This window comes from Micromonospora sp. MP36 (assembly GCF_008119785.1).
Taxonomy (GTDB): domain Bacteria; phylum Actinomycetota; class Actinomycetes; order Mycobacteriales; family Micromonosporaceae; genus Micromonospora.
Map to the genome: position 1 here is coordinate 111,246 of NZ_VSFA01000010.1, position 22,612 is coordinate 133,857.

General features: G+C 74.2%; 21 protein-coding genes, 2 tRNA genes and 1 pseudogene. 9 read left to right on the top strand and 15 right to left on the bottom strand.

The annotated features are described in order from the left end of the window. Nucleotides 1-63: 63 nt before the first annotated feature. From FXF52_RS11925 to FXF52_RS11935, 3 genes are all read right to left on the bottom strand, one after another. On the bottom strand, nt 64-681 hold the full coding sequence (locus FXF52_RS11925; RefSeq protein WP_148796409.1) for an alpha/beta family hydrolase: 618 nt from the start codon (nt 679-681) through the stop codon (nt 64-66). 189 nt (nt 682-870) lie between these two features. Then, a complete protein-coding gene (locus FXF52_RS11930) occupies nt 871-1,263 on the bottom strand; it encodes a WhiB family transcriptional regulator (protein WP_148796411.1) in 393 nt (130 codons plus the stop codon). A 210-nt stretch (nt 1,264-1,473) separates the two neighbouring features. Further along, nucleotides 1,474-2,184, bottom strand: a complete 711-nt coding sequence (locus FXF52_RS11935; protein WP_148796413.1) for an SOS response-associated peptidase — start codon at nt 2,182-2,184, stop codon at nt 1,474-1,476. 102 nt (nt 2,185-2,286) lie between these two features. Between FXF52_RS11935 and aroA the strand changes: the two genes are divergently transcribed. The 4 genes and pseudogenes from aroA (at nt 2,287) to FXF52_RS11955 (ending at nt 6,517) form a co-directional block, all read left to right on the top strand. Further along, nucleotides 2,287-3,588: a 3-phosphoshikimate 1-carboxyvinyltransferase gene (gene aroA, locus FXF52_RS11940; RefSeq protein WP_148796415.1), complete on the top strand. Its 1,302-nt coding sequence runs from the start codon at nt 2,287-2,289 to the stop codon at nt 3,586-3,588. Further along, complete coding sequence (gene rsgA, locus FXF52_RS11945; RefSeq protein WP_187413454.1) at nt 3,558-4,658, top strand: ribosome small subunit-dependent GTPase A; 1,101 nt, start codon at nt 3,558-3,560, stop codon at nt 4,656-4,658. Before aroA ends, rsgA begins: the two co-directional genes overlap by 31 nt. Nucleotides 4,659-4,709: 51 nt before the next feature. Next, a complete protein-coding gene (hisN, locus tag FXF52_RS11950) occupies nt 4,710-5,519 on the top strand; it encodes a histidinol-phosphatase (protein ID WP_148796417.1) in 810 nt (269 codons plus the stop codon). Between the two features lie 60 nt (nt 5,520-5,579). Next, nucleotides 5,580-6,517 (top strand): annotated as a pseudogene (locus FXF52_RS11955) (hypothetical protein). Here FXF52_RS11955 and FXF52_RS11960 read toward each other — a convergent pair. Continuing rightward, entirely contained in the window at nt 6,472-7,668 is a 1,197-nt protein-coding gene (locus FXF52_RS11960; protein WP_148796422.1) for a glycosyltransferase, read from the bottom strand. The pseudogene FXF52_RS11955 and the gene FXF52_RS11960 sit on opposite strands and share 46 nt — an antisense overlap. A 234-nt stretch (nt 7,669-7,902) precedes the next feature. Between FXF52_RS11960 and FXF52_RS11965 the strand changes: the two genes are divergently transcribed. The 3 genes from FXF52_RS11965 to FXF52_RS11975 all read left to right on the top strand — a co-directional run bounded on the left by FXF52_RS11965 (nt 7,903) and on the right by FXF52_RS11975 (nt 10,376). Beyond that, nucleotides 7,903-8,901, top strand: a complete 999-nt coding sequence (locus FXF52_RS11965) for an SDR family oxidoreductase (RefSeq protein WP_148796424.1) — start codon at nt 7,903-7,905, stop codon at nt 8,899-8,901. Continuing rightward, nucleotides 8,901-9,689 (top strand): ATP-binding protein, encoded by a 789-nt coding sequence (locus FXF52_RS11970; RefSeq protein WP_187413455.1) that lies wholly within the window; start codon nt 8,901-8,903, stop codon nt 9,687-9,689. Before FXF52_RS11965 ends, FXF52_RS11970 begins: the two co-directional genes overlap by 1 nt. 111 nt (nt 9,690-9,800) lie before the next feature. Beyond that, nucleotides 9,801-10,376 (top strand): DUF5709 domain-containing protein, encoded by a 576-nt coding sequence (locus FXF52_RS11975; RefSeq protein WP_148796426.1) that lies wholly within the window; start codon nt 9,801-9,803, stop codon nt 10,374-10,376. A 1-nt stretch (nt 10,377) separates the two neighbouring features. Here FXF52_RS11975 and FXF52_RS11980 read toward each other — a convergent pair whose 3' ends face one another. Both FXF52_RS11980 and macS read right to left on the bottom strand, forming a co-directional pair. After that, on the bottom strand, nt 10,378-11,031 hold the full coding sequence (locus FXF52_RS11980) for a response regulator transcription factor (protein WP_148796428.1): 654 nt from the start codon (nt 11,029-11,031) through the stop codon (nt 10,378-10,380). Next, nucleotides 11,028-12,152, bottom strand: coding sequence for a MacS family sensor histidine kinase (gene macS / locus FXF52_RS11985; protein ID WP_148796430.1), 1,125 nt, complete (start codon nt 12,150-12,152; stop codon nt 11,028-11,030). Before macS ends, FXF52_RS11980 begins: the two co-directional genes overlap by 4 nt. Before the next feature lie 115 nt (nt 12,153-12,267). Between macS and FXF52_RS11990 the strand changes: the two genes are divergently transcribed. Further along, entirely contained in the window at nt 12,268-12,702 is a 435-nt protein-coding gene (locus tag FXF52_RS11990; RefSeq protein ID WP_148796499.1) for an ATP-binding protein, read from the top strand. Between the two features lie 70 nt (nt 12,703-12,772). Here the strand turns inward: FXF52_RS11990 and FXF52_RS11995 are convergent, their stop codons facing one another. Then, on the bottom strand, nt 12,773-13,711 hold the full coding sequence (locus FXF52_RS11995; protein WP_148796432.1) for a ribose-phosphate pyrophosphokinase: 939 nt from the start codon (nt 13,709-13,711) through the stop codon (nt 12,773-12,775). Between the two features lie 86 nt (nt 13,712-13,797). Continuing rightward, on the bottom strand, nt 13,798-14,631 hold the full coding sequence (locus tag FXF52_RS12000) for a phosphoribosylaminoimidazolesuccinocarboxamide synthase (RefSeq protein WP_148796434.1): 834 nt from the start codon (nt 14,629-14,631) through the stop codon (nt 13,798-13,800). Nucleotides 14,632-14,791: 160 nt separating this feature from the next. Here FXF52_RS12000 and FXF52_RS12005 point away from each other — a divergent pair, with 160 nt between their 5' ends. After that, nucleotides 14,792-16,111 carry an ABC transporter substrate-binding protein gene (locus FXF52_RS12005; protein ID WP_148796437.1) on the top strand — a complete coding sequence of 440 codons (1,320 nt, stop codon included), beginning with the start codon at nt 14,792-14,794 and terminating at the stop codon, nt 16,109-16,111. Nucleotides 16,112-16,167: 56 nt separating this feature from the next. On the opposite strand, the gene FXF52_RS12010 is transcribed toward FXF52_RS12005, so the two are convergent. From FXF52_RS12010 to FXF52_RS12040, 7 genes are all read right to left on the bottom strand, one after another. Then, nucleotides 16,168-16,419, bottom strand: coding sequence for a hypothetical protein (locus FXF52_RS12010; RefSeq protein WP_148796439.1), 252 nt, complete (start codon nt 16,417-16,419; stop codon nt 16,168-16,170). A 116-nt stretch (nt 16,420-16,535) separates the two neighbouring features. Then, nucleotides 16,536-16,609: transfer RNA gene (locus tag FXF52_RS12015), tRNA-Met, on the bottom strand. 123 nt (nt 16,610-16,732) lie between these two features. Then, nucleotides 16,733-16,809 (bottom strand) — tRNA-Met (locus FXF52_RS12020). A 49-nt stretch (nt 16,810-16,858) separates the two neighbouring features. Then, nucleotides 16,859-17,773: a hypothetical protein gene (locus tag FXF52_RS12025; protein ID WP_148796441.1), complete on the bottom strand. Its 915-nt coding sequence runs from the start codon at nt 17,771-17,773 to the stop codon at nt 16,859-16,861. Next, nucleotides 17,763-18,272 (bottom strand): RNA polymerase sigma factor, encoded by a 510-nt coding sequence (locus FXF52_RS12030; protein ID WP_148796443.1) that lies wholly within the window; start codon nt 18,270-18,272, stop codon nt 17,763-17,765. Before FXF52_RS12030 ends, FXF52_RS12025 begins: the two co-directional genes overlap by 11 nt. 150 nt (nt 18,273-18,422) lie before the next feature. Next, on the bottom strand, nt 18,423-21,404 hold the full coding sequence (locus FXF52_RS12035; RefSeq protein ID WP_187413456.1) for a UPF0182 family protein: 2,982 nt from the start codon (nt 21,402-21,404) through the stop codon (nt 18,423-18,425). 124 nt (nt 21,405-21,528) lie between these two features. Then, a complete protein-coding gene (locus FXF52_RS12040; RefSeq protein ID WP_187413457.1) occupies nt 21,529-22,542 on the bottom strand; it encodes a PDZ domain-containing protein in 1,014 nt (337 codons plus the stop codon). Nucleotides 22,543-22,612 lie beyond the last annotated feature (70 nt).

Sequence of the window (22,612 nt, forward strand, 5' to 3'; positions counted from 1 at the left end):
CGCAACCGGACGGGCGGCCGCTCCGTCCTGGATCTTGTCCGGTGAGCTGGCCGGGTGCCGGGGTCAGGCGGGTGCCCAGCCCCGGCCGTGCAGCCAGGCGCGGACCACCGCGGCGGTGGCCGCCGGGTCGACGCGCAGGTCGTGCCGCTCCCCCGGGCGGACCACCACCTCGACGCCGGGCGCCGCGTCGGGCACGCCGAACGGGTCCCGGTCGCCGTTGACCACCAGGGTGGGCAGGCCGGTCCGCAGTTCGCCGGCGCGCGAGCGCTCCGGACGCCCCGGCGGATGCAGCGGAAACGCCAGCGCGACGATCCCGGCCGCGTCGACGGCAGCGGCCGTGCGGCAGGCGACCCGGGCGCCGCTGGATCGGCCGCCAACCACCCAGCGGGAGACGTCGGGATGGCGGGCCCGGAGGGCGGCCAGCACCGCCGTCCACGCCTCGTCCAGGTGGCCGGCGGGGGCCGGAGCGCGCCGCCCGGCGACCCGGTAGGGCTGGGTCACCCGGACCACGCCCACCCCGGCCCCGGTCACCGCGTCGCGGACCGCGACCAGGTCCGGGGCGTCCACGTCGCCCCCGGCGCCGTGCCCGAGCACCAGCAGGGTGTCCACCGGGCCGGCCGGCAGGTCGGTGTCGGCCCGGGCCGGCCCGCGGGGCGTCTCGATCTCGTCGCTGTGCCGCACCCGCCCATTCTCGCCGTGGCCCGCCCCGCCCGCCTCGACCGGCACGTTCTTCGCGGTCTCCGTCCGACACAAGCAAGATCGACGAACTGGTTGTCACCACACGCCGGGATACCGCCACATCGGCGGCCCTGCGCGCGCCAACGCCGTCGCCCGCGTCCCCGGCGGGGACGCGGGCGGCGGCGCACGGCATCAGCGGGACGGCACCAGGGTCAGCAGGCGGTCCCGGACCGGTGGGCCGGCCTCCTCGGCCGCGTCCGGGTCCGGCTGCACCTCGTCGCGCCAGGCGACGAGCATCGCCCGCCGCTCGCGCGGCGTGGTGCCGCCCCAGACGCCGTGGCAGTCGCCCACCTCCAGCGCCCAGGCCAGGCAGGACCCCTGGACGTCACAACTACGGCAGAGCGCCACGGCCGCGTCGGCCGGTTCGTTGGGTGCCGGAAAGAACGTCTCCGGGTCCACACTCTGGCAGGTCCCTCTGGTTCGCCACGCGTCGTCGTGTCGCCGCTCGCGCAGAGCCCGCAACAGTCGCGGATCTCGTCGTGCGGCAGCCACCTCGTGCGGGCGGGGCATACGTGCCCGTGTCAATACACCCACCTCCCCCGTGGGACCGGCAATGATCATGAGAGATCGATGGATGTCATCCGCCCCGTGCGAACAGACGCCCAACGCCGGCGCTGTGTTTTATCGCACTTCCGGACACGGGGACAAGACTCTGCCGTAAACATGGCTAAACAACCGGGCGACGTTTCAGGCGTAACCCCGGCAAATCAGCACACGACAATGTGCCGACGGTGATCAGAACAAGGTCATTTCCGAGACGCTCTCCTCTCGGCGCAGCGGAACCCGGGCGATGAGGTCGGGACCGTCGTTGCGGACGTCGCCGACCGCCGGGGAGACCGGGCGGACCTCCAGCCCGGCGAGCCACTCCGGGGCCGGCGGGGCGAGCAGCGCCGCCGGCTCGCCGCCCGCGCCGAGCCAGGCGGCCCACCGCTCCCGGGGCAGCAGCAGCGGCATCCGGTCGTGCACCTCGGCCAGTTCGCCGACCGCCGGGGTGGTCAGCACGCTGAAGGTGAGCAGGTCGTGCCCCGCCGACTCCCAGAGCGACCAGATGCCCGCCAAGGCCAGCACCGACCCGTCGGTCGGCGTCATGTAGTACGGCTGCCGGCGGCCGCCCGGCTCACGGACCCACTCGTACCAGCCGTCGGCCGGCACCAGACAGCGCCGGCGGGCGAAGGACGGGGCGTACGCCCGGCTGGTGGCGACGGTCTCCGCCCGGGCGTTGATCATGCGGGCGGCGCCGGCGGCGTTGCGGGACCAGTGCGGGACCAACCCCCAGCGGCCGACGGAGAGCAGCCGGTGCCCCTCCGGCGCCAGCCGGACCAGCGGCACCGGATCGGTCGGGGCGACGTTGAAGTCCGGGCCGACCCCGCCGCCGGTCTCGTCGGACGACTCGAACAGCGCGCTCAGGTCGCCCGCGCTCCGGGTCGTCGCGTACCTCCCGCACATGGCGCACACGCTAACGCGCCGCCCCGGTTCCGGCTGTCCCGCCAGCCGGGAGCAGGCACGATGGGCGGTTCCACCGGTCCCGGGACTTGGCAGAATGTGAGCGTGGGGAACCTTACCGCGACCCGGCGACCGCAGCCGTGGACCGCACCGACCGCCAGCGACCCGGTCGGCGCCACGCTGCGCCTGCCGGGCTCCAAGTCGATGACCGCCCGGGCCCTGGTGCTCGGCGCCCTGGCCAGCGGCCCGTCGACGCTCGACCGGCCGCTGCGCGCCCGGGACACCGAGCTGATGGCCGGCGGGCTGCGCGAGCTGGGCGCGCACATGTCGATCTCGGACGACGAGCGCTGGCTCATCCGGCCGCACCGGCTGGTCGGCCCCGCCCACGTCGACGTCGGCCTGGCCGGCACGGTGATGCGCTTCCTGCCACCGGTGGCCGGGCTCGCCGAGGGGCGGGTCACCTTCGACGGCGACCCGCAGGCCCGGGTCCGCCCGCTCGGCCCGCTGATCGGGGCGTTGCGCGCCCTCGGCGTACGCATCGACACCCCGCCGACCGGCAGCCTGCCGCTGGCGGTCCTCGGCGCCGGCCGGGTCACCGGCGGCGAGGTGGTGATCGACGCCTCCGCCTCCAGCCAGCTCGTCTCCGGGCTGCTGCTGGCCGCGCCCCGCTTCGAGCGGGGGGTGGTGGTCCGGCACGAGGGGCCGCCCGTCCCGTCCGCGCCGCACCTGCGGATGACGGTGCAGATGCTCCGGGCCGCCGGGGCGGCGGTCGACGACGCCACCCCCGACGTCTGGGCGGTCGAGCCCGGCCCGCTGACCGGGCGGGGCTGGGAGATCGAGCCGGACCTCTCCGGTGCCGTGCCGTTCTTCGCCGCCGCGCTGGTCACCGGCGGCGAGGTGACCCTCCAGGGCTGGCCGCGCAGCAGCATGCAGCCGGTCGAGCAGCTCCGCACGCTGCTGACCCGGATGGGTGGCGAGGTGACGCTGACCACCGCCGGGTTGACCGTCCGGGGCACCGGCAGCGTGCACGGCCTGGACGCCGACCTCTCCGACGTCAGCGAGCTGACCCCGGCGCTGACCGCGCTGGCGATGCTCGCCGACTCGCCGTCCCGGCTGACCGGGATCGGGCACATCCGGGGGCACGAGACCGACCGGATCGCCGCCCTGGCCAAGGAGTTCACCGCGCTGGGCGCGGACATCACCGAGTCCGCCGACGGGCTGGAGATCCGGCCCCGCCCGCTGCGCGGCGGGACCTTCCAGACGTACGCCGACCACCGGATGGCGCACGCCGCGGCGGTCGCCGGGCTGGCCGTCCCCGGCATCGAGGTGGACGACGTGGCGTGCACCTCGAAGACCATGCCCGAGTTCCCGGCACTATGGTCAGGGATGGTGACCGGCAAGAGCTGACGCGACGGGGGGACGTCCTGGCGACCAGGCGGCGGGAGTACGACGAGGACGACGTCCGGGTCCGACCCGGGAGGTCCTCGCGTCCGCGTACCCGGACCCGGCCACGGCACGAGAACGCGGTCGACGGGTTCGTGATCGCCGTCGACCGCGGGCGGTACACCTGCGTGCTCTCCGACGCCGGGCCGGACGCCCCGACCGTCACCGCGATGCGCGCCCGCGAGCTGGGCCGCAAGTCGGTGGTGGTGGGTGACCGGGTCGGGCTGGTCGGCGACACCTCGGGTGCGCCCGGCGCGCTGGCCCGGATCGTCCGGATCGCCGAGCGCACCTCCGTGCTGCGGCGCACCGCCGAGGACGACGCGACCACCGCCGAGGGACGGCTGGAACGGGTGGTGGTGGCCAATGCCGACCAGCTCGTGATCGTCAGTGCGCTGGCCGACCCGCCGCCGCGCACCGGGTTCATCGACCGCTGCCTGGTGGCCGCGTACGACGCCGACATCGAGCCGCTGCTCTGCCTCACCAAGGCCGACCTGGCCGGGCCCGAGGCGGTCCTCGACTACTACACCGAGCTGGAACTGCCGTACGTGCTGATCCGGCCGGACTCGCCGCTGGACGCGCTGCGCGCGCTGCTGGCCGGGCGGGTCTCGGTGCTGGTCGGCCACTCCGGGGTGGGCAAGTCGACGCTGGTCAACCGCCTGGTGCCGGAGGCCGACCGGGCGGTCGGCACGGTCAGCGCCATCGGCCGGGGGCGGCACACCTCCACCAGCGCGGTGGCGCTGCGGCTGCCCGATGTCGCCGGGGGCTGGATCATCGACACCCCCGGGGTACGCAGCTTCGGGCTGGCACACGTCTCCGCGGACAGCCTGCTGCACGGCTTCCCCGACCTGGTGGAGGCGACGGTCGACTGCCCGCCGAACTGCCCGCACACGGCCGACGCGCCGGACTGCGCGCTGGACGCCTGGGTGGCCGCCGGCAAGGCCGACCCGCGCCGGCTGGCGTCGTACCGCCGGCTGCTGGCCTCCCGCAGCGGCGAGGTCGACCCCCGCGAGCCGAGCCGGCGGGGCGAGGAGTGAGCCGGTGGGCCCCGGCGACCCGGCGGCGGGTTGACCGTTAGCGTGTCCGGCATGACCGGGTACGCCGACGATCTCGCCCTCGCCCACCTGCTCGCCGACGCCGCCGACGCCGTCTCCACGGCCCGGTTCGGCGCCCTCGACCTGCGGGTCGAGGCCAAGCCCGACCTCACCCCGGTCTCCGACGCGGACACCGCCGTCGAGCGGCGGATCCGGGACCTGCTGGCCGAGCACCGGCCGGGTGACGGCCTGCTCGGCGAGGAGTACGGCGAGCAGCCCGCCACTGGCGCGGACGGGCGGCGCTGGGTGGTCGACCCGATCGACGGCACCAAGAACTTCGTCCGGGGCGTACCGATCTGGGCCACCCTGATCGCCCTGCTGGAAGGGGACCGCCCGGTCCTCGGCCTGGTCTCCGCTCCGGCGCTGGGGCGGCGCTGGTGGGCCGCCCTCGGCGCGGGCGCGTACGCCGGCCCCGACCTGGCCACCGGGGCGCCGATCCGGGTCTCCGCGGTCGGCGCGCTGGCCGATGCCAGCTTCTGCTACTCCTCGCTGACCGGGTGGGAGGAGGCGGGCCGGCTGGACGCCGTCCTGCAGGTCATGCGGGACGCCTGGCGCAGCCGGGCGTACGGCGACTTCTACGGCTACATGCTGCTGGCCGAGGGGGCGCTGGACGTGATGGTGGAGCCGGAGCTGTCGCTCTGGGACATCGCCGCGCTGGTCCCGATCGTCACCGAGGCGGGCGGGACGTTCACGGACCTGTCCGGCCGCCCGGCGCCGGCCGGCGGGGAGAACAGCGCGATCGCGACCAACGGAGCGCTGCACGGCGACATCCTGGCCCGGCTCGGCCGGCCGGCCGTACGCTGACCCGCCGGTAGCCTCTATCCTCGCCAGGTGGTGTCCTCCGGTTGGTGCTTCCTCGCGGCCATGATCGTCGCGTACGGCTTCGCCAACCTCCTCCAGTCGGTGGCCGCGGCGCGGACCACGGTGCACCACACCTTCGACCCCGGGCTGCTGCTCCGGCTGGCCAGCCACCGCACCTACCTGGTCGGCCTGCTGTGCCAGGTCACCGGTTTCGTGCTGGCCTTCCTGGCCCGGCGCGACCTGCCGCTCTTCCTGGTCCAGGCCAGCGTGGCGGCCGGCCTCGGGGTGACCGCCCTGCTCGGCGTGCTGGTGCTCAAGTGGCGGCTGCCGGCCGCCGAGATCGCGCTGCTCGGGCTGCTCTTCGGCGGGATCACCGCGCTGGTGCTGGCCGCCCAGCCGGCGCCGTCGCGACAACTCGGCGCCACCGGGCTGATCGGCCTGGCGGCGGCGCTCGGCGTAATCGGTGTGCTCGGCTTCTTCGCCGCCCGGCTGCACGGCGCGCCCGGCTCGGTGGCGCTCGGCTCGCTGGCCGGGATGGCGTTCTCCGCCGCGGCGGTGGCCGCCCGGCCGCTCGCCTCGGCCGACACCGCGGAGGCGTTCGTCCGCGACCCGCTGCTCTACCTGCTGATCGCCCACTCGGTGGTCGGGCAGCTGCTGCTCGGCCTGGCGATGCAGCGCGGCTCCACCACGGCGGCGGTGGCCGCGATGGACGCGGCCGGGGCGGTGCCCGCGGCGATCATCGGCCTGCTGCTGCTCAACGACCGGATCTGGCCGGGGCGGGAGTGGCTGGCCGGGATCGGCTTCCTGGCCACCCTGGTGTCGGTGGTGGGCCTGACCCGGTACGCCGAGCCGCAGCACCACCACGCGGTGGCTCGCGACCGGGAGCGCCCGATGATCGGCGCCGGCGCCGTCGTCCGGCCCCGCCACTGGGCCGGCCCGGAGTCCGGCCGCTGAGTCAGGCCGCCTCCACCGGCTTGCGCCGGGCGACCACCCGTTCGTAGAGCCGCTCCAGCGCCCCGGCCGTCCGCTCCCAGGTGTAGCTGCACCGGACCCGGTCCACCGCGGCGTGCCCGTACGCGAACCGCCCGGCGTTGTCGGCCAGCAGCCGGCGCAGGGTGACCCCGAGGGCCCGCACGTCGCCGGGCGGGACCAGCCGCCCGGTCACCTCGTCGACCACCGCGTCGGCGATGCCGCCCATCGCGTAGCCGACCACCGGCACGCCGCAGGCCATCGCCTCCAGCGACACCCGCCCGGCCGACGAGTAGTGCGGGGTGCAGGCGACCACGTCGGCGGAGCGGTACCAGGTGGCCATCTGGTCGTGCGGGACCGTGCCCACCAGCTTCACCTGCTCGGCCACCCCGGTCTGCTCGGCCAGCTCGCGCAGCCGGCGCGCCTCCGCGTGGTCGGCGAGCCGCTCGGCGGGCGGGCCGCCGGCGATCACCAGCTCGGCGTCGCCGACCAGTCGCATCGCCCGGACCAGGTCCTCGTGGCCGTGGGCCGGGGAGAGCCCGCCGACGGAGAGGATGCGGGAGCGCTGGTCCCGGGGCGCCGCCTCGCCGTCCGGGTGGAACTGCGCGGTGTCCACCCCGGTCGGCACCATCGCCACGGAGGTGCGCTGCAGCCCCATCCGGGTCAGCTCGTCGACCTCGTCGTTGCACTGGGCGACCGCGATGTCCACCGCCCGGGTCAGCGCCCGTTCCAGCGGGATCCGCTCCCCCGGCCCGTCGTACCGCTGGCCGAGGTGGCGCAGTTGCTCGACGCCGAGCGAGTGGAAGGTCTGCACGACCGGGATGTCGGTCTCGCGTACGCCGTGCGCGGCGGCCAGGCCGCCGACCCAGTAGTGCCCGTGCACCACGTCGGGCGTCCAGTCATCCGACCACCGCTGCGCCAGCCAGCGACCGAACTCGGCCACGTGCGGCACCAGCGCGGCGGTGGGCAACGAGGTGGGCGGACCGACCGGCACCCGCTCCAGCCGGTAGCCGTCCAGCTCGACCCGCTCCGGCTGCCCCGGCTCGTCGCGGCGCTCGTAGACCCGGACGTCGTGACCCCGTGCGGCGAGTTCGGCCGCCACCCGCGCGATGTGCTGGTGGGTGCCGACGGTGGGACCGTCGACGGACGGGCCGGCGTGCGCGCACACTAGGCCGACGCGCATGGTGCACCTCCATGCGTTCTATCGAGCGGTGGTCCTCCGGTCAGAGGGTCCCATTAACCCGGCCCTGCTGCGCCGAAACCTGGCAGATCGGGATCGGACCGACGCACCCGGCGCGAGGGTGGCCAGCGGGACGTTCCGCCGGCTTCGCGACTCCTGCCCGGAACCGCCCCGGCGCCCCGCGATCCGGGCTGTCCCGGCCGCATGATCGCCCCCGACCGGGGGTACCGGCGGAGCATGCCGCTCACCCGCGACCTCGGCGACGCCACGGTGGTGATCACCGGCGCGTCCAGCGGCATCGGCGCGGCCACCGCGTACGAGCTGGCCCGGCGGGGCGCCGACGTGGTGCTGGCGGCCCGGACCGAGGAGGCGCTGCGCCAGGTCGCCGAGCGCTGCCGGCGACTGGGCGGGCAGGCGCTAGTCGTACCCACGGATGTGACCGACCCGGTGGCCGTGGAGCGGCTCGCGGCGCGGGCGGCCGCGGAGTTCGGCCGGATCGACGCCTGGATCAACAACGCCGCGGTGAGCGCGGTGGGGCTCTTCGACGAGATCCCGGTGGAGGAGTTCCGCCGGGTCGTGGCGGTGAACCTGCTCGGCACGGTGCATGGGACGAAGGCGGCGCTGCCCTGGCTCGAGGCGGCCGGCGGCGGGGTCCTGGTCAACAACGCATCCGTGCTGGCCGAGGTGGCGATGCCCTACCAGTCCGCGTACAACGCGACGAAGCACGGCATCCGCGGGCTGGCCGACACGGTCCGGCAGGAGCTGCGGGTCACCGGCCGCGGCAACATCTCCATCTGCACGGTGCTGCCGGCCAGCATCGACACCCCGTTCTTCCGGCACGCCGCCAACCACAGCCGGCACGAGCTGACCCCGCCCCCACCGGTCTACCCGCCGGAGGTGGTGGCCGAGACGATCGTGCGACTGCTGCGCCGGCCCCGTCGTGAGGCGTACGCCGGGGGCGCGGCCCGGCTGTTCGGGCTGCAGTGGCGGCTCGCGCCGGCGCTGGCCGAGCGAATGCTCGGCTGGTACACCGCCCGCACCCAGTTCGGCCCGGGCGTACGCCTGCCCAGCACCGGCAACGTGTTCACGCCGGACGCGGCGGCCGAGCGGACCGGCGGTTGGCACGGCCGGCGGCGCCAGCTGGTCCGGATCACGGCGGCGTTCGGGCTGGCCGCGGCGGGCACCGCCGTGGGCACCCTGGCCGCCCTGACCCGACGCGCGCGGGTGGACCGCTGATGAAGCGCATCGACCGGCCGGATGCGGGGGTCGGGCCGGGCATGCACAATGGGACGATCATGCCGACGGATGTGCGCTGCCTGGTGGAGACGGATGACTCCTCCGCGGTCGTCAGGCTGACCGGCGTGCTCGACCTGGCCGGCGTCGACACCGTCCGGGAGGCGCTGCTCGCCCGGCTCTGGCAGCGGCCGGGCCCAGTGATCGTCGACCTGTCCGGGGTCGTGATCGCCGAGCCGGGGGCCCGCGCCGCCGTCGACGACGTGTACCGCACGGTGGCCGACTGGCCGGCCGCCGGCGTGCTGGTGCTCGACCCGGCGGGCCGCGCCGGTGACGCCGCCCCGGTCTACCCGTCCCTGGACGAGGCGCAGGCCGCGTTGGCCGACGCGCCGCTCGCGGCGGTGCTGACCGCGGACCTGCCCCCGGTGGTGGGGTCGGCCCGCGAGGTCCGCGCGCTGGTCACCGACGGCTGCGCGCGGTGGGGGGTGCCGGAGCTGGCCGAGCCGGGCTGCATCGCGGTCACCGAGATGGTGAACAACGTGGTCGCCCACGCCGGGACGCCGATGACCGTCCGGGTGGCCCCGCAGGACAGCGCCCTGCACCTGGCGGTCGGCGACCACTCGGCGCGGCGGCCCGCGTACGCCGGGCTGGCCCCGCTCACCTCGACCGGTGGCCGCGGGCTGCTGCTCATCGACACGCTCGCCCGGCGGTGGGGCACCACCCCGCTGCCGGACGGCAAGGTCGTCTGGTGCGTCCTGCACGCCGAGGACGAGGCGGCCTTCCGCGGCTGACCGGCGATCGAGCCCGGCATCCTGGCCGGATCGCCCAGTTTCCGTCCGTTCCTCCCGATCCACGCCGCCGGACCCGGTTAATGCGGTCAGCTCGGTGGGTAGTGACCGGTCATGCGCGACGACGACTACCCCACCCCCGTGTCCGACCCGGAGGCGGAGGGCCTGCCCGACACCGCCGACGACGACTCCACGGCCAAGGACGACGTGCTGACCGGGCGGGAGGCGGACGGTCCCGAGCCGGCCCAGCTCCCGGGTGACCGCGACCCGGTGGCCGTGGACCGGTTCGGGACCACCGCCGAGGAGCAGCTCGACGGCGAGTCGCTGGACTACAAGCTCCAGCGCGAGGTGTACGAGCGGCCCGCCGACGATCCGCTCGCCGGCCCGGTCGACCCGGACATCGCCGCGGAGGCGGACAGCGACGAGGCCGCCGCGCAGGCCCAGTTCGACGCCGACGTGATGGACCCGGGCCCCACCTCCGACCCGCACTCGCCGGTCTCGCTCTACGACCACGGCCAGCTCGGTGCCGTCGCCGACCACCAGGTGGGCCGGCTGGTCGAACCGGACGAGGGCGCGCACACCGACCAGGAGACGGACAACATCGGCTACGACGCGGGCGCGGCCGGTGGTGGGGCGACCGCCGAGGAGCTGGCCGTGCACGAGACCCGCCCGCCGGAGGCGACCCCGTGACTCAGTCGTCCAGGCCCTGCTCGATGGCGTAGCGGGTCAGCTCGACCCGGTTGTGCAGCTGGAGCTTGCCGAGCGTGTTCTGCACGTGGTTCTGCACCGTCCGGTGCGAGAGCCCGAGCCGCTCGGCGATCTGCTTGTACGACAGGCCCTTGGCCACCAGCCGCAGCACCTCGGTCTCCCGTTCGGTGAGCCGGGGCGCCGGGTCGTGCGGGGCGGCCGGCCCGGTGGCCAGCCGCCGGTACTCCCCCAGCACCAGCCCGGCCAGTCCGGGCGTGAAGACCGGCTCGCCGGCGGCCGTGCGGCGGACCGCGTCCAGGAACTCGGCCGGCGCCGCCGACTTGACCAGGTAACCGGTGGCCCCCGCCTTGACCGCGTCCAGCACGCTCTGCGGCTCGCCGCTGGCCGACAGCATCAGCACCCGTACGTCCGGCAGCGCGGCGCGCAGCCCGCGGATCACCTCGACGCCGGAGACGTCGGGCAGTTGCAGGTCGAGCACCACCACGTCGGGGCGGACCGCCGCAGCCACCCGGACCGCCTGCCGCCCCTCCCCGCTGGTCGCCACCACCAGGTGCCCGGCCTCGGTGAGGTCGCGGGCCACCCCCTCCCGCCACATCGGGTGGTCGTCCACCACCATGACTCGTACGCCGGTGCTCATCGGGCGCTCCTCGGCACGCTCAGCTCGATCTCCGTGCCGGCCCCGGGGGCGGACACAATACGCGCTTCGCCGCCCAGGTCGGCCACCCGGCCCCGGATGGACTGCGCCACTCCGAGTCGGCCCTGCGCCGCCGCCTCGGCGAGCCGCCCCGCAGGGATCCCCGGCCCCTCGTCACGTACCGAGACGGTCACCGTCTCCCCCTCGTCCTCGATCAGCACCCAGGCCCGCCCGCCGGCGTGCCGGGCCACGTTGTCCAGCGCCGCCCCGACCGCGGCGGCCAGTTCGGCGGCTACCCGGGCGGGCAGCGGCACCGGGGTGGCCGGCGCGGCGACCTCGACCGTCGCCGAGGCGTACCGGTCGAGCAGGTCGCGCAGGTCCCGGGTGCCCCCCTCGTCGGCCGGCGCGGCTCCGGCGCGGCCGATCAGGGCGCGCAGGGCGGCCTCCTGCTCGCCGGCCAGCCGGGCCAGCTCGCCCGCCTCACCGCCCAGGTGGGCGCCGCGCCGCTGCACCAGCGCCAGCACCTGGAGCACCGAGTCGTGGATGTGCCGGGCCAGCCGCTCCCGCTCCCGGGTGGCGGCCTCCAGCTCCACCGCTCGCTGCAGCCGCTCCTCGGCGGTGACGGCGAGCCGCGCCACGTGCCCGACCACCGCGCCGGCGAGCAGCAACAGGATCACCCCGGTCAGCGAGGACTGGCTGATCCGCGTCCGGGTGGCCAGGTCGACCCCACCGAGCGCCAGCGCGGCGATCGCGCCGCGCCGCCGGCCGCCGGAGACCGCCCAGGCCAGGACCGGCCCGGCCAGCCAGGCGACGGTCAGGGTGGGCACGCCGGCGGCGAGCGCCGCGCGGCCCACCACCCACGGGGTGGCCAGCATGATCGCCAGCACCACACCGAGGTCGGCCAGGAGCAGCGGCCAGCGCCGCCCGGCCGGGCGCGCGTAGCCGGCCGCGGTCACCCCGGTCCAGGCCAGCATCCCGAGGAGTACGCCGCCCGCGGCGAGCGGGTGGGCGTACCGGTGAGCGTCGCGGAGCACCAGCAACCCGACGTACGCCAGCGAGGCGAACCGGAACACCGCGATGGACCGCCAGAGCGGGACCTCCAGGCCCCCCGGGGACGACGGCATGCGCGACACCATGCCACAGCCCGGCCCGAGCGGGGTGGCGGGTGCGACCCGGGAAACCCTGACGTACGGTGGAAAAGCCGCGAAAATCGCCGAGATCGACCGCCGGGACGGGGCCATGACGAATGCAGAATTCCCCGCACCGCGTACGGTTGTGCCCATCGAACCCACCCTCCTCATCGCCGAGGCCTTCGATCAGGCCCAGGTGACCGAGCTACGGCACTCGGTCACCTCCTGCGTGCACGCCGCCGGGCTGAGCGGCCAGCGGCGGGACGACTTCGTGCTGGCGATCAACGAGCTGATCACCAACGCCGTGCGGCACGGCGGCGGCCAGGGCTGGCTGCGGCTGTGGTGCCAGGCCGGGGAGCTGGTCTGCGAGGTGGCCGACCACGGCCAGGGCATCAGCGCCCAGCGGCTCGGCGACCGGAACCGGCCCGCCCCGGACATCGCCGGCGGGTGGGGTCTGTGGCTGGCCCGGGAGCTGAGCGACACGATGGCGGTCGAGACCGGCCAGGCGGGCACGATCGTCCGGATCACCACGGCCGTCGGCTGAGCCCGCTCGCTGCGGCCGGCCGGTGAGGAGCACGCGGCCGGCCTCGGCTGTCGGCACCCGGACGCAGCGGTCAGGTGAACAGGGCGCTCACCGACTCGCCGTTGTGGATCCGTCGCATCGCCTCGGCCAGGGCGGGCGCCACCGAGAGCACCGCCAGCTTCGGCACCCGCTTCTCCGCCGGGATCGGCACCGTGTTGGTGCAGACGATCTCCAGCACCCCGTCCTGCTCGCTCAACCGCTCCAGCGCCCCGCTGGAGAAGAGCCCGTGCGTACAGGCCAGCCGGATCGAGCGGGCCTTCCGCTCGCGCAGATGGGCCATCAGCTCGATCACCGTGCTGCCCTTGGCGATCTCGTCGTCCAGCACGATGACGTCCCGGTCCGCCACGTCGCCGATCACCGTACTGATCTTGACCCGATCGTCGCTGAACCGCTGCTTCGCCCCGGCCGCCACCGGGGTGCCGAGCATCCGGGCGAACGCCGCCGCCTCCTTGGCGTTGCCCAGGTCGGGCGAGACCACCACGGCGTTGCTCAGGTCACGGCCCCGGAAGTGGGCGGCCAGCTCGCGCAGCGCGTGCAGGTGGTCCACCGGGACGCTGAAGAAGCCGTGCACCTGCGGCGAGTGCAGGGTCATCGCCAGCACCCGGTCCGCGCCGGCCGAGGTGAGCAGGTCGGCCACCAACCGGCCGCCGATGGAGATGCGCGGGGCGTCCTTCTTGTCCGACCGGGCGTACGCGTAGTGCGGCAGCACCACGGTGATCCGGCCGGCCGACGCGCCCCGGGCCGCGTCGATCATGAGCAGCAGCTCGACCAGGTGCTCCTGCACCGGCGGCACCAGCGGCTGGATCAGGAAGACGTCCCGCTCGCGGCAGTTCGCCTGCAACTGCACCTCGAGGCAGTCGTTGGCGAACCGGGACACCCGCACCGGATGCAGCGGGACGCCCAGGTGGGCACAGATCTCGGCGGCGAGGTCGGGGTGGGCGGTCCCGCCGAACACGGCAATGTCACGCACGACTGCCGATCGTACGGGTCCGGCGTCGGGCAGGGCGGTGCCGCATCGTCGTGGGGCCCGGTAGGGCCGGCGAGCCGGTGCCCGGGTCAGCTCCAGGTGTTGCCGGTGAGCCGCTCGTACACCTCGACGTAGCGGGCCCGGGTCGCCTCGACCACCTCGGCCGGCACCTCCGGCGCCGGGGGCTGCCGGTCCCAGCCGCTCTCGGTGGCCCAGTCCCGGACGTACTGCTTGTCGTAGGAGAACTGGGCACGGCCCGGCTGGTACGACTCCGCCGGCCAGAACCGGGACGAGTCGGAGGTGAGCACCTCGTCGGCGAGGAGCAGGCTGCCGTCCGGCGCCCAGCCCAGCTCGATCTTGGTGTCCGCGATCAGCACGCCGTGTTCGGCGGCGATCTCCGCGCCGCGCCGGTAGACGTCGATGGTGATCTGCCGCAGCCGCTCGGCGGTCTCCGCGCCGACCTTGTCGACAACCTGCGCGTAGGTGATCGGTTCGTCGTGCTCGCCCTTCGGGGCCTTGGTCGACGGGGTGAAGATCGGCTCGGGCAGGATGGACGCCTCCACCAGCCCCCGCGGCAGCTCCACGCCAGAGACCGCCCCCGTGCGCTGGTACTCCGCGAAGCCGCCACCGGTGAGGTAGCCGCGGGCCACGCACTCGACCGGGACCATGTCCAGCCGGCGGCAGCGGATCGCCCGGCCGGCGAACTCCTCGGGCACGTCGGTGGCGGAGATCACGTGGTTCGGCACCAGGTCGGCGAGCTGCTCGAACCACCACAGCGACAGTGCGGTGAGCAGGCGACCCTTGTCCGGGATCGGGGTCGGCAGCGGCACGTCGTAGATGGAGATGCGGTCGGAGGCGACCAGGATCAGCTCGTCGCCGTCGGCGTAGACGTCCCGGACCTTGCCCGAGTGCAGAAGTTCCACGGCGCCTAGTACACCACGCGCCGCCCCGCCGCCCGGCGCGGCCACCGATCATCGCACCGGCATCCATCGATACGGCGCACCACGCCGCCGTTGACACCCCCGCCCGGGCCCTGTGTAAATGATCCGTCCGCAGCAGCCGCCCGTGCCCCAGGGAGAACCCGTGCGCGCTCCGCAGTCCGTACCCCGCCCCGGCGTCGACCGGCGGCGGCTCCTCGGCGCGCTGGTGGGGGTGCCGCTGCTCGCCGGCGGGCTGGCCGGCTGCGGCCCGGAGCAGGAGAGCCCGGTCGACGAGGGGCCCGTCGAGCTGTCGGTGTTCTGGTGGGGCGGGAAGGCGCGGGCCGAGGCCACCGAACGGGCGCTGCGGCTCTACTCGACGCGGCACCCGAAGGTGCAGTTCCGGGTCACCTCGCAGGACCTCACCGGCTACTACGACCGGCTGGCCACCCAGGCCACCGGGGGCAACGTGCCCGACCTGTTCCAGATCGACGACACAGTGCTCACCGAGTACGCCCGGCGGGAGATCGTCCTCGACCTCAGCGGGTACGTCGCGGACCACCGCCTCGACCTGCGCGGCCTGCCGGAGAACCTGGCCCGGTACGGGCAGGTGGACGGCCAGACCGTCGCCGTCCCCGCCGCGCAGACCTACGCCGCGCTGGTCTACAACCGCGACGTGCTGCGCCGCCTGGGGCTGCCCGAGCCGCGCCTGGACATGCCGTGGCCGGAGTACGTGCAGTGGGCCGCCCGGCTCACCCGCGCCTCGGGCAACCGGGTGGCCGGCACCACCGACCCCTCCGGCGACTACCGGGCCCTCTGGCTCTGGTTGCGCGGCCAGGGCGGCGAGTTCTACCGGGGCCGGCAGCTCGGCTTCGGCTCCGGCGACCTGCTGCGCTGGTTCGAGTTCTGGGAGGTGGCCCGCAACTCCCGCGCCACCCCCGGCACCGCGCTGACGGAGCTAGCGGACACCGGCGACCTGGCGCGCCAGCTCGTGGTGACCGGGCAGGCGGCCACCTCCTTCGCCTGGGCCCATGAGCTACCGGAACTGCAGAGCCGCACCCGCGACGAGCTGGGCCTCACCAGCTTCCCCGGCAGCCCGGCTGCCCAGTGGCCCCGGGCGTCGATGTACTGGGCCGCGTTCCGGGGCACCCGCCACCCCGAGGTGGTGATCGACGTGATCAACTTCCTGGCCACCGACACGGAGGCCGGCCGCATCCTCGGCACTGAACGCGGGTTGAACGCCAGCGTCCCGGTCCGGCAGTCGGTGGCGGCGGGCCTGACCGACCCGACCGCGAAGCAGTTGGTGGCCCTCGGCGTCGACCTGGACAGCGTCACCGGACCGGCGCCGGCGCCGCCACCCCGGGGCCACGCGCGGGTGCGTACCCTGCTCGTCGCCGCTGCCGAGAGCATCCGGGCGAAGCGGTCCGGGGCCCGGGCGGCGACCTCCCGGTTCATGGCGCAGGCGAACGCGGCCCTGGCCGAGTGACGGGCCCGGCCCGGGAGCGCGGACCCGGCACGGCGGACGACGGCACGGGACGGCGGTCAGCGCGGCGGGCGATTCCGCCGGCCGCGGGTCAGCAACAGCACTATCAGCACGATCCCGCCGACCACCACGAGGCAGCAGAGCAGCCCGAGAAAGCCGAAGCCGCCGCCCCGGGACCGCCGCCGGGCCGCCTCCACCACCAGTTCGCCGGTACCCGTGGACGCCCAGGCCGCGACCGGCACGAACACGGAGAGCACGACCGCACCGAGGACCGCGCCGAGCCGGCCCCACCACCTGTTCCAAGCAGACATGCCCCCCATCCTCGCCGAGCGGCGCAACCCGGGCAGGACGCAGGGCCGGGCGGAACGGAAGAGCCCGGAGGACGAGGAAAGGCCCCGGAGCGAACTCCGGGACCTTTCGTGACGAGTAGCGGGGACAGGATTTGAACCTGCGACCTCTGGGTTATGAGCCCAGCGAGCTACCGAGCTGCTCCACCCCGCGTCGGCTCGTACAGCTTATCGCATCCCCGCCGCGGAGATCAGCCGGCCCCCCCGATCACGGCGCGTCGACCGTCGGCGGCACAACGAGAACGGCCCCGAGGGATTCCTCGGGGCCGTTCCGGCGTGGTAGCGGGGACAGGATTTGAACCTGCGACCTCTGGGTTATGAGCCCAGCGAGCTACCGAGCTGCTCCACCCCGCGTCGGTCCGTCAACCGTAGCGCACCGACCCCAGGGGGCGCAAAACGGCCGTCAGCCCAGCCACCTCCGGACCGCCTCGGTCGCCCGGCGGCTGTCCGCCTCGAACTGCGACCGATCCGTCGACGTGCCCTCCCAGCCCTGCTCCCAGAGCACGGTCACCACGTCGCCGATCCGGACCGCCCGGATCAGGTGCACCTCGTCGCCGCCGGTCGGCGCGCCGTTGACGTCCCGGTACGGCGTACGGGTCTCGAACAGCACCGACTCGTCGCCGTACCGGGCGCCGTCGAGCAGCCGCTGGGTGACGGTCACCCCCGGCGCGTCCGCGAGCGGCTGCTCGGGGCAGCCCCGGACCGCTTGGCTCAGCTCGCGCAGCGCGTCGTCGGCCCGGCCGGCCCGGTAGACCGTGACGCTCTGCCGGTAGCTGCCGTCCGGCACGGCATCCGCTGCCGCGCCCGCGAGCTTGACCGCCAGCGTCCGCGCCCGGCGCGTCACGACCTGCGCCTCGCCGGGCGTGGCGCCGCACAGGGCCGGCAGCACCGGTCCGGGGACGAACTGGCTGCCCGTGCCCGCGTCGTTGGCGGCGGGCAGGGCGAAGAAGGCCCGGTCCGGGATGCTGGTCGGGGTGGTGGCCGGGGGGCGGGCGCTGGTCCTGGGAGCCGCGGGCGTGCGGGACGGGGTGGCGGCGCTCCGGCTCGGCGACGGCGTGCCGGAGGCGGGCGGGGTCGACGCCCCGGCCGTGGGGGTGGCGGCGGGTGGCCCGGGTGGGACGTCCGGCCCGGCGGCGAGCACGAGCCGGGCGCCGACGGCCGTGCCGGCGACCAGCACGGCGGCGGTCAGCGCGCCCAGCGTGGCCCGGTTCCGCGCCCGGCGGTCGGCCCGCCGGCGCACCTGGTCCGGATCCGGCAGCGCCCGCGGGTCGGTGTCGGCCGCCAGCGCCCGGTAGAGGCGGGTCAGTTCACGCGACATCGTCGACCTCCAGCTCCTCGGTGGCCAGGCCGGGCAGCAGCTCGGCGAGGCGGGTACGCCCCCGGGACAGCCAGGACTTCACGGTGCCGGTAGGGACCCCCGCCTCCCGGGCGATCTCCGCCACCGGCATGTCGAACAGGTAGTGCAGCGCGAGGGCCTGCCGATAGCGGACCGGCAGCTGCCGGAGCGCGCCGACGAGCAGCACGCTGTCCTCCCCGGGAGGCCCGACGTCGTCCGGTGGGCCGGTCCGGCTGGCCGCCAGCCGCCAGCCGCGCAACCGCCGCCAGCGGTCGGTGGCCAGCCGGCTGATCACCAACCGCAGCCAGGCTTCGGGGGCCGGGTGAGCGGTCAGCGTCCCCCACTGGCGCCAGGCCCGGGCGTACGCCTCCTGGACGAGATCCTGGGCCTCGCCGGGATCCTCCGCCACCGCGTAGCCGTACCGCAGCGCCCGCCCCGACGTGCTCCGGTAGAAGTCGTCAAAACTGTTCGTGTCCCTCATCTGGAGATCCCGCCTCCCCTCGGTCCACCTGCACTGATGACGGGCGAGCCGGGTGTCGGGTTGCGGGCGTTCCGTCCGGTATACGACAGAGCCCGTGCCCGGAGACCACCACGGGTCTCCGGGCACGGGCTCGATCTGGTCGGGCCGGCGTCAGCCGTTCGGTGTCGGCGAGGACGAGGGCGCGGCCGGCGGCGACGCGGACGGGCTGCCGCTGGGCGACGGGGCGGTCGACGCGTTGGCCGCCACCTGCGCCTCCTGGAACGCGGTCATCGCCTCGTCAAGCGCCTTCAGGGCCCGCCCGTAGCGCTCGAAGTCACCGGAGGTCTGGGCGGCCTTGACCTCGGCGATCGCGCTCTGCACCTTGCCGGCGGCCTCGGCGAGCGCACCGGTGAGCACCGGCGGGCTGGTGCCGCCCGTCGTCGGCGGGGCGCCGCCGGTGCTGGGCGGGGTGCCCCCGGGCGCGCGCTTGCCCTGCTCGACGAGCTGCTTGATGCCGTCGGTGAGGTTGTTGGCCAGCACCGCGTACGAGCCGTCGCCGTACGACACCAGCACCCGCTGCATCAGCGTCAACGCGTCCTGCTGGTTGCTCTTCACGTAGACCGGCTCGACGTAGAGCATGCCGTCGCCGAACGGCAGCGAGAGCAGGTTGCCGTACTGCACCTGCGCCTGGTTGGACGAGAGCAGGTTGAGCTGCTGCCGGATGTCGCCGACGTTGGTCATCTGCTGGTGCACCTGGACCGGGCCCGCGGTACGGGTCTGGTCCGGCAGGTCCAGCACCTCCAGCCTCGGCTGGCCGTCGACGTACGACCCGGAGATCAGCGCGGCCAGGTTCTGCCGGCCGTTCGGGGTGACCGCCGAGGTGAGCTGGAAGCGCGGCGCCTGCTGCCCCGGGAGCTGGGTGAAGAGGTAGTAGGGCGGCTGCTTCTGCCCGCTGTCCGGCGCGTCCGGCACGTTCGGCACCTGCCAGAAGTCCTGGCCGGAGTAGAAGTCACCCGGGTCGGTGACGTGGAACCGGGTGAGCAGGTTCCGCTGCACCTTGAACAGGTCCGCCGGGTAGCGGAAGTGCTCGGCCAGCTCCGCCGGGATGTCGCCCTTCGGCAGCAGCAGGTCGCCGCCGAACGCCTTGTTCCACGCCTTGAGCACCGGGTCGGTGTCGTCGAACGCGTAGAGCTTGACCGTGCCGTCGTACGCGTCGACGGTGGCCTTGACCGAGTTGCGGATGTAGTTGACGTTCTCCCGGGCGAGCTGGAAGGTGCCCCGGCCGGTCAGCTCGTCGGCCGTCTCGGCCTGCAGGTTGACCCGATCGGCGTACGGGTAGGTCGCCGCGGTGGTGTAGCCGTCCACGATCCACAGGATCCGGCCGTTCACCACCGCCGGGTACGGGTCGCCGTCCAGGGTGAGGAACGGTGCGACCTTCTCCACCCGGTCCCGCGGGTTGCGGACGTAGAGCAGCTTGGAGTCCTTGTTCACCGCCTCGGAGAGGAGGAAGTTCGACTCCTGCTCCTTGATCGCGTAGAGCAGCCGGCGGGTGAACGAGCCGATCTTGACGCCGCCCTCGCCGGTGTACGTGTAGTACTGCTCGCCCCCGGTCGAGGTCGGTCGGTCGAACTCGACGTTGCGGTCCCCGGTCTGCCCGACGATGGCGTAGTCGTCGGCCTTGATCCGCTCGCCGTAGTAGATCCGCGGCTGCTGGGCGGGGATCTCCTCGGTCGCGGACGCGCAGCCCTGCGCCTCCTTGTCCGCCTCGCCGAGGAAGCCGGAGACGAAGTACGGCATGCCGTTGCCGCAGATCTGGTTGGCGGGCGCCGCCACCAGCCCGTAACCGTGGGTGTAGACGGTGTGCCGGTTGATCCAGTTGCTCTGCTGCGGGGTCAGCTCGTCGTAGTTGATCTCGCGGACGCCGACCACGTAGTCAGAGGTCTTGCCGTCCACGGCGTACCGGTCGATGTCCAGCTTCGGGCCGAAGTCGTAGAAGCCGCGCACCTGCTGGAGCTGGGTGTACGTCTCGGAGACCAGTTGCGGGTCGAGCAGCCGGGCGTTTCCCACCACCGAGGTGTCGGTGGCCAGGCTGGGCGGCGGGGTGAGGTTGCTCGCGGCGTACGGGGTGATCTTGGTCCCGGCCAGCCCGAACGCGGCCCGGGTCGCCTCGATGCTGCGCTGGATGTACGGCGCCTCCTTGTCCCGGGCGCTCGGCTTCACCTCGAAGGTCTGCACTGCCCAGGGGTAGATGCCGCCGATCGCCACCGCCGACACGCCGAGCAGGGCGAGCGAGATGCCGGGCCAGACCAGGTTCCGCATCACCGCGTTGGAGAACACGATGATCGCGATGGCCACCACGATCGAGATGTAGGCCAGGATCTCCTTGGCCGGAAGCAGCGCGTTCACGTCGGCGTAGCCGGCGCCGTAGAGCTTGGCGCCCTCGTTGTACTCCAGCAGCATCGCCCGCCGGTCGAGGACGTAGGCGACCGCCTTGAGCAGGATGAAGACCGCGACCAGCGTGCTCAGGTGGGCGCGGGCGCCGCTGGTCATCCGGTCGCCGATGCCCTGCAGCCGCACCCCGCCGAAGACGTAGTGCATGGCCAGCGCGCCGAGCAGGGCGAGCACCACCGCGGTGAAGCCGACGCCGAGCAGGTAGCGCCAGAACGGCAACTGGAAGACGTAGAAGCCGACGTCGACGCCGAACTCCGGGTCCTTGACGCCGAAGCTCCCGCCGTTGCGGAACAGCAGCCACTGGCTCCACCGGCTCTGCGCCGACAGCCCGGCGAAGAGCCCGATGACGGCGGCGACCAGGGCGATCCAGGTGCCGAGCCGGGGGGTCAGCAGCATCCGGTACCGCTCCAGGGTGGCCTGCTCGGCGGAGTGCGGGCGCAACTGCGGCCGCAGCCGGTACGCCAGCCAGAGGTTGCCGGCGACGATCGCCGCCATGCCGAACCCGATCACCAGGAAGAGCAGCAGCCGGGTGGCGAGCACCCCGGTGAAGATCTGGGTGTAGTGGACCTCCTCGAACCAGAGCCAGTCCGTCCAGGCGTTGACTCCCCACCCGAGCAGGGTGAAGAGGACGAACACCCCGATCAGGACCCCGATGGTGACGCGTCCGCGCCGGCTCATCCTCGGCAGGGGACTGCTACGCATGACCACTGTTGGCTCCGCACGCTCGATGTGATCGGCTCCGACCAGGCACCCAGAGTACGGGGTGTTCCTGAACACGTCGGGTCAAGGTCACGTCACGATCCTCGCGCGGGGCCACCGGGCCGGCTCAGCAGCGGGTCGGCTGCCCTCCGGCGCGCAGCGTCTCCAACGCCTTCAGCGCGTCGTCCAGCGAGGCCACCTTGAGCAGCGGCAGGTCGGGCTGCGGGTTGCGCACCGCCTCGGCGCAGTTGTCGGCGGGCACCAGGAAAACCTTCGCGCCGGCATCCTTGGCGCCGACCAACTTCTGCGCGATGCCGCCGATCGGGCCGACCCGGCCCTCGTCGTCGATGGTGCCGGTGCCCGCGATGATCTTTCCGCCGGTCAGGTCGGCCGGCTCCAGCTTGTCGACGATGCCCAGGGCGAACATCAGCCCGGCGCTCGGCCCACCGATGTCCCCGAGGTCGATCTTGAGGGTGAACGGGTGCGGCTGCTGCTGGTCGATCTCGACGCCGATCCGCGGCCGGCCGTCCTGCTCCCGGCTGGTCACCGTGGCGGTGGCGGCCACCCCGTCGCGGAGGTACCCGATCTCCCGCGCGGTGCCGGCCGGCTTGGCCCGGATCAGCTCGGTGAGCCTGGCCGCGCTGGTGACCTGCTGGTCGTCGACCGAGGTGAGCACGTCGCCGGGCCGGAGCACGCCGACCGACGGCCCACCCGCGGTCACCGCCTTCACCAGCACCTGGATCGGGTAGCCCAGCTCGCGCAGGGCCGCCGTCTCCGCGCTGGTCTGCGAGTTCTGGAAGTCCTCCGCGTTGCGCTTGTCGATCTCCTGCCGCGACTCGCCCGGCGGGTAGACCAGCTCGCGGGGCACCACCGCCTCGTCCTTGGAAAACCAGCCGGCCAGCGCCGACCGGAGCCGGACGGTGGGCTGCACCCCGACGGTGGTGAGCCGCAACTGCCCGGCGGAGGTGGACGTCGGCCGCCCGGTGACCTGGATGATCTCCTTGCCGTCCGCGCTGCCCAGGGTGTTGACGGTCGGGCCGGGACCGAGCACCACGTACGGGATGGGCACGCTCAGCACCCCGACGCTGAGCAGGGCGGTGAGCAGTGCACCGAGGAGGACGGTCACGCCGCGACGTCTCATGCGGCAGAGCGTACCGATCCGGGCGGAAGCGTCCCGCGCGACGACCGGCGGACTTCGCCCTCAGCGCAAC